The sequence below is a fragment of the Myroides indicus genome (assembly GCF_004364575.1).
GTDB classification, from domain to species: domain Bacteria; phylum Bacteroidota; class Bacteroidia; order Flavobacteriales; family Flavobacteriaceae; genus Flavobacterium; species Flavobacterium indicum_A.
Genome location: NZ_SOAG01000014.1, coordinates 1 through 13,178, shown reverse-complemented (window position 1 = coordinate 13,178; position 13,178 = coordinate 1). Strand labels below are relative to the sequence as shown.

The window sequence follows — 13,178 nt, the reverse complement described above, 5'->3', positions numbered from 1 at the left end:
TAAAAAACCAAATAATCATTATTGGTGAAGAAGATAAATAAGAAAGATCCGCAAATGAAATATCTTTAGAGCTAAGAGTTAAAAAAACAATAATTGAAACACATACAAGAGCTTAAAGACGAAAACAGCAAGCTTAACTAGATTTATGCTGATGTTAGTTTAGACAAAAATACCTAAAAGTGTCCTTTCGAAAAGGCTCTAAGCCCTGCGGAAAAACAGAAAGGAAAAAAGTATCTATTGGAGCAATATAAGCTCCCAGTTTTCGTATTTTCCTATTAGCTATATCCTTGTTTTTTATTAAAACGTTTGTACTTAAGGATGCTTTAAAATTATTTTTGGATAATTAGCTTTAATCATCTTGTAGATTTGACAGAATCAATCATTTCAGAATAAGTATTCAATATTCCTCGATATATCTTGTCTAGATGTGTATTAATATTCTTTGCATATGCTGTTTTCGAGGTAATAATTTGAAATTTTGCATTCCATTCTTTCTCTGGAATATAGAAGCCTGTCGGGAACTCTTTTCTCTTGTTATTGAAGGTTATCCTACAAACCAAAGGACTTAACCCGTTTTTATTTGTCTTAGCTCTTCTTACAACAAATAAGATTTTTACTTGATTAACGTTCATAGTCAATATTTTTAAAGTGTTAAAAAATTGACATAACATTCTGATTTACAAACATCATTAAGTTCAAAATGGGACACCTAAATTTTAAAAATGTCCCCCGAATTCTCCACCTTTTACCTCAAAAACACCATATTTATTTTTGAAATAAAAGTCGACACGCCCAATAAATCCGTTTTTAAATAACGAAAAAAGCACCTACATTGCTGTAAGTGCTCTGATTTTGCTCCCCCTCTTGGGCTCGAACCAAGGACCCTCTGATTAACAGTCAGATGCTCTAACCAACTGAGCTAAGGAGGAAGATATGTTACCTTTATTGCGGTGCAAATATATTATGATTTTTCATTTTGCCAAAATTATTGATTAAAAAAGTATTTTTTTTAATCTTCATTCTTCAGAGTCGGCAGTCCTAATTTATAATGCGTTGCTATCAGGCGAATTACAAAAACAGATACAGCTGTTACTATTTGCACTAATACTATACCTACGTTTAATTGAAGCAGAAAATAGTAAATAATAACCCCAAAAATACACGCCAGCGCATACAATTCTTGCTTAAATATAGCAGGGATTTCATTAATCAATGTATCTCTTATAATTCCCCCTACAACTCCCGTAATCGTTGCCATAAAAACAACAACCCAAAAAGGATAATCTAAATGCAGTGCTTTTTCTGTTCCCACCACAACAAAAAGTCCTAGACCAATACTATCAAACCACAAAAATGTATTATTTAACCGAACTAATATTTTACGAAATAGTATAACAAAAAATAAAGCAAAAATAGTGCACCATATATATACGCTTGAGAGCATCCAAAAAGGAGTTAGTCCTAATAAAAGATCGCGTAATGTTCCACCTCCTGTAGCAGTAACAAAACCGACAACTACTGCTCCAAACCAATCTAAACTTTTGGCAGAAGCCATGCGAATACCCGACACAGCAAAAGCAAAAGTGCCAAGAAATTCAATAATATCAACAAAAGTAATCGACTTCCAAAAAGCTATAAATACATTTATCATTTTTATATTCAAAAACAAGTATTAGAATTACTTATTTAACTACTACAGATTTTTTATTAACAAAAGACAACAATCCCTCCTCTGCCATCTCCCGACCTATACCTGAAAATTTATTTCCTCCAAAAGGCACGCGTGGATCAGAAATAACCATTTCATTAATATAAACCGCACCTTCATCAAACTCATGCACTTTAGACTTTATATATTCAGTATTTTTACCAAAAATAGCTACGCCCAGTCCAAAATGCGAATTATTACTTAACTCAACTGCTTCTTCAAAAGAATCAAATCCCACTACTGCTGCCAACGGACCAAATGTTTCTTCTTTAAATACAGACATAGCTGTATTTACATTCGTTAAAACAGTAGGTTCAAAAAAACTTCCTTCTCTTTCTCCTCCACATACTATTTTAGCACCCATTTTGATTGACTCCTTCATCATTTTTTCAAGTTCAATTGCCAAATCTTCTCTTGCCATTAAGCCTATCTCAGTGTCATAATCCAACAAATCTCCCTTTTTCAGCTTTGTAACTTCTGTAACGAATTTTTCCACAAAAGTATCTTTAATTGTATTGTGAACCAAAAATCGTTTTGCGGCAATACAACTTTGCCCTGTATTTTGGAAACGCGCATTAACAGCCACTGGAATAATTTTCTCTAAATCCGCATCTTCTAATATTATAAAAGCATTGTTTCCTCCCAGTTCAAGCACAACTGGCTTGATTAATTCTCCTGCCTTTTTGGCAACTGCGCTCCCCGCAGGCTCACTCCCTGTAAGAGAAACCCCCTTGATAATAGGGCTTTCGATTACTTTTTCCACATCTTTTCCTGGTATTTCTATTTTATAATAAACCTGCTTATACCCTTCTATTGCAAAACACTCTTCCAAAGCTGTTGCTGATTTAGGAACATTACTGGCATGTTTTAATACAATTGTATTACCTGCTAAAATAGTAGGAACGGCAAACCGAAAAACCTGCCAAAAAGGAAAATTCCATGGCATAACTCCTAAAATCACTCCCAGTGGATCATGAACAGTGTAAGTTTCAGACCAATCCGTCTTTATTGTTCTTCCTTCTAATATATTTTTCCCGTTTTCAATATAATAAGTCAATAATTTACTACATTTTTCAACCTCCGCTACTGCCTGTTTAATCGGTTTATGCATGTCTTCTGTCATTCGTTTTGCATAATCCTCTTTATTAGACAAGAGTTTTTCTCTGACTTTTTCTAAATAAGTTATTCTTAAATCAACCGAAGTTTTTTTCCAGTTTTTAAATGCTTGATTTGCATTTTCTAAGGTTTGTCTTACATCTACTTTCATATCATATTTATTTTGCCTACTAAAATTAAAACATTCTTGTTGATATTCTACAAAAATTTGGTCAATAATCCATAAACATATACCTTAGTAACTAATTTGACAAAATCATGAAAAAAAACACAGTTATATTACTGCTCGGTATTTTGTTGTTTGCCTTGTCTTTTTGGTTGTATTATATAGAAATATTTAATGCTCAAACCGCTTATTTTATAATAGGAATAGCGCTAGTAATGATTATTGCTCCGATAGTCATTTATGTATTCAACAAATCGAATTAATACTCTAGTAATTCACTCACAAAAAATGCTTTATGGACAAAAATCTAAAATTATTATTTTTAGGGTTAGTGATATTTTTACTTTCTTTTATTTTGAGAATGCAAAATATAATATCTGAAACACTCAGCAATATTTTGATAGTTATATCGCTTATCATTGTTGTTATTCCCTTATCCCGAATGGTTTTTAAAAAACGGAAATAAAACACCGCACATTCTATTCTTTAGATCAGTATGATTTTTATTTTAGGAGAATTACTGTCTCCGCTTTTACTAGATTATAACTGAAAAACATCAAACAATGAAAAATATAATATTATCTCTTTTAATAGTTTTAGGAATTGTAGGTTGCGCTTCAATGAAGCAATCTTTAACCCCGTATGAAGGAACATGGATTTTAAAGTACCAAAGTGGTGGTTTTGCCGGTAAGACCATCGTACCTAATAAAGAGATAAAATTGATTATTGCAAATAAGAAAATAAGCCGTTACGAAGACGAACAACTTCTCTCTGAAGAAGATTTTAAAACCATTAAAGGAAGTACAATCCAAAGCGACGAGCTAAAAGATATTATTGTAAACAACGGTATTAGCAAACAGTCTATTGAACAAAAAGGAGACACGCTGATTATTTCAGACCAGTGTTACGACTGCTTTACTTATCTATATATAAAAGAAAAATAAAACGTCTTTATAAAAGTTATACATTTTTAACTTGAGATGTCAATATTACTAACTTTTACTTTTAAATGAATATCTTAAAATTCAGTTTATTAGATAAACTGAATTTTAAGATATTTACTTTATACATTTACTTAACTATCAAAACCTTACTTAAATTTTCAAGCATAACTTTTGTCATTGAAGCCAAGTCATATTTGTGATTCCATCCCCAATCTGCCTGAGCTCTGCTATCGTCAATACTCGCCGGCCAGCTGTCTGCAATTGCCTGTCTGAAATCAGGATTGTATTCAATTGAAAAATCAGGAATATGCTTTTTTATTTCTGCAGCTATTTCTTCCGGAGTAAAAGAAATGCCTCCCAGGTTATATGAAGATCTTATCTTTATATTTTCCTTTGGAGACTGCATAATGGATATTGTAGCATTAAGTGCATCTTCCATATACATCATTGGCAGGGCAGACTTTTCAGACAAAAAACAGTCATAATGTTTATTTTCAATTGCTTTATAAAAAATATCAACAGCATAATCTGTTGTTCCTCCACCAGGTAGCGTAGTCCAAGAAATTAATCCCGGATATCTGATACTACGAACATCTACTCCATATTTATTGAAATAGTATTCACACCAACGCTCTCCTGTCTGTTTTGAAATCCCATAAACGGTAGCAGGTTCCATCACAGTAAATTGCGGCGTGTTTTCTCGAGGAGTTGTCGGACCAAAAACAGCAATAGACGATGGCCAAAAAATCTTTTGTATTTTTCCTTCTTTTGCCAGATTTAAAACGTGAAAAAGAGAATTCATATTCAAATCCCAAGCAAGAGAAGGGTTCTTTTCTGCAGTGGCAGACAACATTGCTGCCATTAAATACACTTCATTAATTTGCTCTTTTTCAACAATTTTTGCAATTGCCTCTGCATCCATTGCATTTAAAATCTCAAAAGAACCTGATTTCATCAGATTTTCATTTCCTTCCCGAATATCAGAAGCAATTACATTATTATTTCCATAAATTTCTCTGAGCTTTAACGTCAACTCTGAGCCAATTTGTCCACAGGCTCCTATTATAAGAATTTTGGTTCCCATTATTTGTCTATTTAAGTGATACAAATATAGATTAACTTCAACAATTAATCAACGAAATGCAACAAACTAACAGAATTATCCAAGCAATATCCGATAACATTTGTAAATTTGGAGTTTAATTCAACACCATGAAGAATTATCTGTTTTTTATACTCAGCCTCATCGCACTGTCTATCACAACCTACTCGTGCAAAGACAATTCTAAAGTTGAACAGGAAAGGCAAATCAAGATAAAAGAATACAACGACAGCATATTCGCTTTTGTTCAAAAAAATTGGAATTTTAAAATTCCCCGTACCTCTCCCGAACTCGCTCAAGAACTGGAAAACTGGAAAATGTGGCAGGAGTTTAAACAGGAAATAGAGCTAAAACCGGTATCTACCCTAGGGGCATTCCAGAAAAAAGCAGAAAAATTAAGCTCCAGTGTTTTATCCTTAACTTTTCAGTCGTATCCTAATAAGTTAAATCAACCTGATATCAAAGCAAGAGTTACCGTTTTGCTAACTTCTCTCAATAATTTGGAAATGTTTATTAAACTCGATCCTATTCCGATGGACAAAGTGGATATTTATCTGAAAGAAGTTCAAACCAATCTTAAGGTTTTAATTATGCAGATGGAAGAAAATCTCGCTAAAACTAAAATTCCAAAAGAAATAGGAGAACAAGAAATGCTTGAAGCAATGGATGAAACCCGAAGAGCAAACCCCGAAGAATAATCACAAAATGGAAATAAAACAGCGTTTTCAACAATCTATAAAAACACAGCAAATTTTAAAAGAACTCGGACAACGAGGCAAAAAAACCCGTTTCAACGGATTAGTTGGTTCCTCCGTATCTTTCCTTATCGAAAGTATCTTTACGCAAACTGAATCCCCTTTCTTATTAATTTTCAACGATAAGGAGGAAGCTGCTTATTATTTAAACGATCTTGAAAATCTGATCAATAAACAAGACGTTTTGTTCTATCCCGGCTCCTATCGCCGCCCTTACCAAATTGAAGAAACTGATAATGCAAACGTTTTGCTGCGAGCGGAAGTACTTAACCGGATCAGTTCTCGCAAAAAAGCCTGCATTATTGTCGCCTATGCCGAAGCTATTTTTGAAAAAGTAGTCACCAAAAAAGTACTCGAAAAAAACACTCTAAAAGTTAGCATTGGCGATAAAATATCCATTGATTTTGTCAACGAAATTCTTTTTGAATACAATTTCAAAAGAGTTGATTTTGTTGCAGAACCCGGAGAATTTTCTGTAAGAGGAGGAATCATTGATGTATTTTCATTTTCTAACGACAATCCATACCGAATTGAATTTTTTGGTGATGAAATAGACAGCATCCGCACCTTTGATGTAGAAACACAACTTTCTGTTGACAGACAAAAAAAAATAACAATCATTCCAAACGTAGAAAACAAATTTTCACAAGAAATGCGTGAAAGTTTTTTGAACTATATTCCGGAAAAAACAATATTGTTTATACAAAACGCTGCATTTGTTACAGATCAACTCAATCGACTCTTTGAAAAAGCAAATGATGTTTTTCTGTCACTAAATAAAGAAATAAAATACAAATCTCCTGCAGATATGTTTATGAATGGAAGCGAGTTTCTAAAATCACTCGATCCATTTACACTGGCAGAGATGAACGATTCTAAATTGATTGACGCACAGACTGTTTTTGACTTTTATACAAAACCCCAACCATCTTTCAACAAACAATTTAATTTACTGGTTCAAAACCTAAATGAAAACACAGAAAACGGTATTGAAAACTACCTCTTTTGTGCCAATGAAAACCAAGCCCGAAGGTTTAAGGAAATTTTTGAATCTTTAAGAAATAATGAACAAATTACCGTAAAATCCTTTAAGACGATTGTGTTTCCACTTTTTCAAGGTTTTATTGATGAAGAGCAACAGATCGCTTGCTATACTGACCATCAAATCTTTGAGCGATACCACAAATTCTCTCTCAAAAATGGGTATTCAAAAAAACAAACCATCACCCTCAAAGAACTGAGTTCACTTTCTGTAGGTGATTATGTAACGCATATTGATCACGGAATAGGAAAATTTGGCGGATTACAAAAAATTCAGGTTGAAGGAAAAACGCAAGAAGCCATTAAATTGGTATATGCAGACAATGATATTGTTTATGTAAGCATTCACTCTCTGCACAAGATCTCAAAATATAACGGTAAAGACGGAACCCCTCCAAAAATATACAAACTTGGCTCTAGCGCTTGGAAAAATCTGAAAAACAAAACCAAAGCGAGAGTTAAGCACATTGCTTTTAATCTGATCCAGCTTTACGCTAAACGCAGAACACAAAAAGGATTTAAATGCGCTCCGGACAGCTATCTTCAACACGAATTGGAAAGTTCTTTTATTTATGAAGATACTCCTGACCAGTTAACGGCTACACAGGATGTAAAAGCCGATATGGAAAGCGATCGTCCGATGGATCGTTTGGTTTGTGGAGACGTAGGCTTTGGAAAAACAGAAGTTGCTATCCGCGCTGCTTTTAAAATGGTTGATAATGGAAAACAAGTAGCTATACTGGTTCCGACAACTATTTTAGCCTTTCAACATTTCAAAACTTTTAGTGAACGATTAAAAGACATGCCTGTCAAAATCAGTTATATCAACCGATTTAGAACAGCAAAACAAAAACAGGAAATTTTAAAAGAACTATCAGAAGGAAAAATTGACATTATTATTGGGACACATCAGTTAGTCAATAAGAATGTAGTTTTTAAAGATTTAGGTCTTTTGATTATTGACGAAGAACAAAAATTTGGTGTTTCGGTAAAAGATAAACTCAAAACGATTTCTGAAAACGTTGATACACTTACTTTAACAGCAACTCCTATTCCGAGAACGCTTCAATTTTCGCTGATGGCAGCCAGAGATTTATCTGTAATTAATACTCCTCCGCCAAACAGGTATCCCATCGAAAGCAATGTTATTGGTTTTAATGAAGAAATCATACGAGATGCTATTTCTTATGAAATAGAACGCGGTGGACAAGTTTATTTTATCAATAACAGAATCGAAAACATTCGCGAAGTAGCAGGTATGATCCAGCGTCTTGTTCCCGATGCAAAGGTAGGTATCGGTCACGGGCAAATGGATGGCAAAAAATTGGAAGAACTAATGCTGGCTTTTATGAATGGAGAATTTGACGTTTTAGTAGCTACTACTATTGTAGAAAGCGGATTAGATGTGCCGAATGCTAATACAATTTTAATTAATAACGCTAATAATTTTGGATTATCTGATCTCCATCAAATGAGAGGGCGCGTAGGCAGAAGCAACAAAAAGGCCTTCTGCTATTTTATCTGTCCGCCTTATTCTGCTATGACTGAAGAAGCTCGAAAACGCATTCAGGCTTTAGAGCAATTTAGTGATTTAGGAAGTGGCTTTAATATTGCAATGAAAGATTTAGAAATTCGGGGCGCAGGAGATATCTTAGGTGGCGAGCAAAGTGGTTTTATCAATGAAATCGGCTTTGAAACCTATCAAAAAATTATGCAAGAAGCCATTGAGGAATTAAAAGAAAATGAGTTTAAGAGCCTTTATGAAGAGAAAGATACAAACAGTGAAAAAATATTTGTGAAAGACACACAGATTGATACTGATTTTGAAATCCTATTTCCAGATGAATATGTTAATAATATAACAGAAAGACTAAATCTTTACAATGAATTGAGTGCCATTTCATCCGAAGACAAACTCAAAGAATATGAACAACGCTTAACAGATCGTTTTGGAACACTTCCAAAACAAGCTATAGCACTCTTAAACAGTTTGAGAATCAAATGGCATGCTTCCAATATGGGAATCGAAAAAATTGTTTTAAAACAAGGAAAAATGATTTGCTATTTTGTCGGAGATCAAAACTCAGATTTCTATCAGTCTTCTAAATTCAGAAAAATTCTCGTCTTTGTACAGCAACACGCCAACTTGTGTAAAATAAAAGAAAAAGAGACAAAGAATGGATTAAGACTATTGCTTAGCTTTGATCGTGTAAAATCAATAAAACAAGCTTTGGAATTTATGGAGATTTTAGACTAGATAAAGTAGAAACAACTCTTAATTGATGTAGTAAGATAGATATCAAGTTAATTTTTCTTTCATAAAGCATAAAATAGCACTTTATTAATAGATTTATATCTATTAGTCAAATAACCCATCTTTTAAAAATCAAAATATCTTCTTATATTACAAACTGCAATTATTTCTTATCTTACCATAGATAAACGTAATTCCAAATAAATAAGTATAATGATTAAAAACAAAAGTAAATATATACTAATTTTTATTCTACTAACAGGAATTACGACAGGTATTTATAAAATATATACTAATAAAATCAATTATAATAAGGATGTGCTTGATGATGTTTATCTTAAATATAAAAAGATGGATTCTTTAGTCGATTATGATTTTAAAAATGCAGATAGAATAATTAATAACTCATATAGTTCTATAAACAAAATTAACAAACCTACTGATAAAGCATATCTTTATTACTATAAAATTTTATCAAGTATCAGAAAAAACACTCATGATAGTATACTATTTTATGCAGAAAAAGCGACTATTTATGCTAATGAATCAGAAAGTGAATACACTAAAGCAAAAATTAATTATATCAAAGGACTGTATTTTTTATATAGAGATAATTATCCTAATTGTTTAGAGTTTTTTTTAAAATCTAAATCTTATTTCGAACAAACTAATTATTATAATGAATTAGGAGAAGTTTATAATGGACTTGGAGGACTTTATTATGGTCTTAATGAAATGGATAAATCTGAGAATTATTATCAAAGTGCTTATGACCTTTTTAATAAGAATAAGAATACTAGAGGGAAAGCTGTAATAAAAGCCAATTTTGGATTGGTAAGAGTAGCCTTAAAAGACTATAAAGAAGCAAAAGTAAATCTTTATTCTTCCTTAAAAACTTTTGAAAATTTAAAAGATACTGTTAGTTCTATTAGAATCCTACTGTTAATAAGCAAAATAGCAACTAGTGAAGGGAATATAAGAGAATCTAAAGAGATTTTAGATAAGACCCAAGTTCTAAATCACTCTATTAATAATAAGCTGTTTAACAGTTCTATTGCTTTTAATTATGGGTATGCGTATGAACTTGAAGGAAATTTAGATAAAGCCATAGAGTGTTATGAAAGAACATATGAAGATATATCTAATCAAGATTTTTTTCCTATTGAAGCATTAGATGCTTTAAAGAGATTATCAGACATATTAAAGAAGAAAGAAAGATTTGAAGATGCTTTATTATTCATGAATAAGTATTACGAAGAAAAAGACCGAATTAACGGGCCTAATATTAGACAAAATGTAGAGGCAATAGAATGGAACACCTTATTAGAGAAGCAAGAATATGACTTTAAGATTGACGTCCAAAAACAGAAAAATTTAAATAAAACATATATTATTATAATACTTTCTGTATTATCATCTGTCATAATTATATGGATATTATATAAAAACAAAAACAAATCACTTCAAATAAGTAAGCTTGAAAATATGAGGCTTTTAGAAAAACTAAAAGCAAACATGGAATTAGAGCTATTAAAAAACAAGCAACATGAGCTTGAAATGAATTCAAAAAATGAATTTGAACTGTTACAAAAAAAACAATATTTATTAGATATAGAATCTAAAAACAGAGAACTCAATTTACTAAGTATGCAGTTATTATCAAAAAACAAATTATTTAATGAAATAGAAAAACAAATAGTAAACGCAACAAATAATCCTAAAATAACATTTAACCAAATTTTAAAAATTATCCGACAAAATAGAAACTCAAAACAGGATTGGCAGATATTTGAAGAAATATTTCAAAAAATACATCCCAACTTTTTTAAAACATTAAGAGATAAGTTTCCTGATTTATCTAAAACGGAAATAAGAATATGTGCTTTTATTAAAATGTGGATGTCAAACACCGAAATATCAGAACTCCTCAATATAAATCAAACAAGCCTGATAACGGCCCGTTATAAAATGAGGAAAAAATTTCGATTATCGAGAAATGAAGATTTGGATGAATACATTAATGATCTTTAATAATACATTATGTTCTGTTGCAGCAGATGTATTCGAAGATACTACTTTGAAATGCGAGCTGTATACACTTCAGCCGCTATCAGAGTTCAATAGCTATTATACCGAACCAAATGGAGAAGGAAGAGAAGTTATCTGTGGGGATACAGCTTTCTATGGGACAGACGGTTTATGTTTATGCAAGTTCAAAAGATAAATTGTGTATAGATGAAAGTAGCTTCACTATCGATTATGAGGATTGCCCTATTTCAAGAGGAATATCACCAAACGGAGACAATCTGAACGATTCGTTTGATTTAACTCCACACGGAGTAGAGAGTATCAAGATTTACAACCGCTGGGGAACGGAGGTTTACACGTATGGAGAAGGTTACACTACCCAATGGCATGGACAAAGCAAAAGCGGTAAACAATTGCCGGATGGCACGTATTATTACGTCATTCACGCACATGGAAAAATTCACACTGGATGGGTGCAGATCAATAAATAGTTTTTTGGTTAGAATTATTTTCCCCCAGATAAGTATTTCATGATTTATTGCTTGCCGGGGAATAACTATTGAATCGCTCAATATAAGCTTATTTTATCCGGAGCATTTATAATACAAATTAATTTTTAGATTTAAAAAGCAGTAGTAATTATAGAATATGAAACAATTTTTTAATTCTTTTCTTTGTAGGATTTGTTATGTTCATCACTAAAGTTAAAAAAATTAAAGTATTTATAGAAAATCCACTATATATATTTTATCTACAGATATATACTTAACAGTAAAAAATATTTATTTTAGGACAAAGAAGACAAATTTCTTTCTGATTTTTTAAGTCACAATACTCACATAACAAAAACAGACCGGATTTACTGTAGTAAATCCGGTCTGTTTTTGTTATTAATTTAGAATTTAATCCTTCACCGTCGGACAATTACAATCCAGTGGAGATTTTTTGCCAAAGAGATTAAACCCTATCCCAAACTGATGGTAGCCGCCTTTCTCAAAAACGATGTCTCCCATCACGTGCGAATACGTATAACTGATCATTACGCTTTTGTAATTAACTCCGATAAAAGGACTGAAATACTGCATGTACTGCGATTTGCTCTTGCCGCCTTTGATATAGGATACGCCATCCAGACTGCGACGGTAGGACACACCTGCCCAAACCTTGCCAAAATCCATGTATTTGTAAACCTTCATATTCACATCCACAATCTTCTCCTGGGTCTCTTCCGTGTACTGAAGCAGCACAGAAGGCTCATACACCCAGCCTCCGCCGTATTGGTTATCGCCAAAGGCATATCCACCGCCCAAGAGGTACTTGCGAAGGTTATTGCTCTCCACATCACTGTACAAATCTCTTTTGCTGGTTACAGCATTCTTAACCGTAAACATGGTAAAGAGATTTCCCCGGTGATAGGCTGCTCCGAAATCAACTCCAAAATAGGTGTCTTTCATCTCCATGCCTCCGTGAACAATAGGATCGTAGCCCCCGAATTTTGTCTCGTCTAAAACCGTACGAGAAAAACCGGCACTCATACCAAAGGATAACAGATTAAGCTCATAGCGGGATTCACTAAAAGTAATGTGATGAGCATAAGTAAGCTTGGCCCCTGCCTGAGAGTGGTAGCCGTTTTTGTCGTTATAGGCGATTATACCTATGCCGGACTGCTCCCCTAAACGAACATTTCCGCTGAAAGTCTGAAGCTGAGGAGCGTCGTCCACGTCACTCCACTGCTGACGAGCTGTGATCCGGACCTGAGTGCTGTTCTTCAACCCGGCCATAGCCGGGTGAAGAAGGTAATAGTTGTCTGTCAGATATTCAGAATACACAGACAAACCTTCCTGAGACATCCCCATTTGGGATGTCAAACATATCAATGCTATACAACCTTTTTTTATCAACTTCATAACTTAATTATCTTTTTAATGAGAAGTGTCCTTTATACTCTACTTTCCTAGGCAGGAGTTTTCCATCCACACTCTCCTGTATATACTCTACCATAAACCAGTAATCCGTAGCAGGCATAGCCTTGCCGTTAAAGGTTCCGTCCCAGCCCTGATCCGA

The 13,178-nt window shown here is 33.1% G+C and carries 12 protein-coding genes and 1 tRNA gene; 6 read left to right on the top strand and 7 right to left on the bottom strand.

The annotated features are described in order from the left end of the window. Nucleotides 1-353: 353 nt before the first annotated feature. The 4 genes from C8P70_RS14235 to C8P70_RS07010 all read right to left on the bottom strand — a co-directional run bounded on the left by C8P70_RS14235 (nucleotide 354) and on the right by C8P70_RS07010 (nucleotide 2,975). A complete protein-coding gene (locus C8P70_RS14235) occupies nucleotides 354-632 on the bottom strand; it encodes an Arm DNA-binding domain-containing protein (protein WP_166666187.1) in 279 nt (92 codons plus the stop codon). Nucleotides 633-855: 223 nt separating this feature from the next. Next, a tRNA-Asn gene (locus tag C8P70_RS07020) sits at nucleotides 856-929 on the bottom strand. A gap of 80 nt (nucleotides 930-1,009) precedes the next feature. Continuing rightward, a complete protein-coding gene (locus C8P70_RS07015; RefSeq protein ID WP_133712633.1) occupies nucleotides 1,010-1,651 on the bottom strand; it encodes a trimeric intracellular cation channel family protein in 642 nt (213 codons plus the stop codon). Between the two features lie 31 nt (nucleotides 1,652-1,682). Then, complete coding sequence (locus C8P70_RS07010) at nucleotides 1,683-2,975, bottom strand: aldehyde dehydrogenase family protein (protein ID WP_133712632.1); 1,293 nt, start codon at nucleotides 2,973-2,975, stop codon at nucleotides 1,683-1,685. A gap of 107 nt (nucleotides 2,976-3,082) precedes the next feature. On the opposite strand from C8P70_RS07010, the gene C8P70_RS13790 reads away from it, so the two are divergent. Both C8P70_RS13790 and C8P70_RS07005 read left to right on the top strand, forming a co-directional pair. Beyond that, on the top strand, nucleotides 3,083-3,253 hold the full coding sequence (locus C8P70_RS13790; protein WP_166666186.1) for a hypothetical protein: 171 nt from the start codon (nucleotides 3,083-3,085) through the stop codon (nucleotides 3,251-3,253). Nucleotides 3,254-3,553: 300 nt separating this feature from the next. Continuing rightward, nucleotides 3,554-3,934, top strand: coding sequence for a hypothetical protein (locus C8P70_RS07005; RefSeq protein ID WP_133712631.1), 381 nt, complete (start codon nucleotides 3,554-3,556; stop codon nucleotides 3,932-3,934). Nucleotides 3,935-4,061: 127 nt separating this feature from the next. Here the strand turns inward: C8P70_RS07005 and C8P70_RS07000 are convergent, their stop codons facing one another. Then, nucleotides 4,062-5,018, bottom strand: a complete 957-nt coding sequence (locus C8P70_RS07000; protein ID WP_133712630.1) for an NAD-dependent epimerase/dehydratase family protein — start codon at nucleotides 5,016-5,018, stop codon at nucleotides 4,062-4,064. A 128-nt stretch (nucleotides 5,019-5,146) separates the two neighbouring features. Here C8P70_RS07000 and C8P70_RS06995 point away from each other — a divergent pair, with 128 nt between their 5' ends. From C8P70_RS06995 to C8P70_RS06980, 4 genes are all read left to right on the top strand, one after another. Then, a complete protein-coding gene (locus C8P70_RS06995; RefSeq protein ID WP_133712629.1) occupies nucleotides 5,147-5,734 on the top strand; it encodes a hypothetical protein in 588 nt (195 codons plus the stop codon). 7 nt (nucleotides 5,735-5,741) lie between these two features. Continuing rightward, nucleotides 5,742-9,089: a transcription-repair coupling factor gene (mfd, locus tag C8P70_RS06990; protein ID WP_133712628.1), complete on the top strand. Its 3,348-nt coding sequence runs from the start codon at nucleotides 5,742-5,744 to the stop codon at nucleotides 9,087-9,089. 210 nt (nucleotides 9,090-9,299) lie between these two features. Then, entirely contained in the window at nucleotides 9,300-11,117 is a 1,818-nt protein-coding gene (locus C8P70_RS06985) for a tetratricopeptide repeat protein (RefSeq protein ID WP_133712627.1), read from the top strand. Nucleotides 11,118-11,227: 110 nt separating this feature from the next. Continuing rightward, complete coding sequence (locus C8P70_RS06980; RefSeq protein WP_133712626.1) at nucleotides 11,228-11,605, top strand: gliding motility-associated C-terminal domain-containing protein; 378 nt, start codon at nucleotides 11,228-11,230, stop codon at nucleotides 11,603-11,605. Between the two features lie 411 nt (nucleotides 11,606-12,016). Here C8P70_RS06980 and C8P70_RS06975 read toward each other — a convergent pair whose 3' ends face one another. Next, nucleotides 12,017-13,021 carry a PorP/SprF family type IX secretion system membrane protein gene (locus C8P70_RS06975; RefSeq protein WP_133712625.1) on the bottom strand — a complete coding sequence of 335 codons (1,005 nt, stop codon included), beginning with the start codon at nucleotides 13,019-13,021 and terminating at the stop codon, nucleotides 12,017-12,019. Nucleotides 13,022-13,028: 7 nt separating this feature from the next. Continuing rightward, on the bottom strand, nucleotides 13,029-13,178 hold a 150-nt coding region (locus C8P70_RS06970; RefSeq protein WP_133712624.1), incomplete at its 5' end, for a T9SS type B sorting domain-containing protein.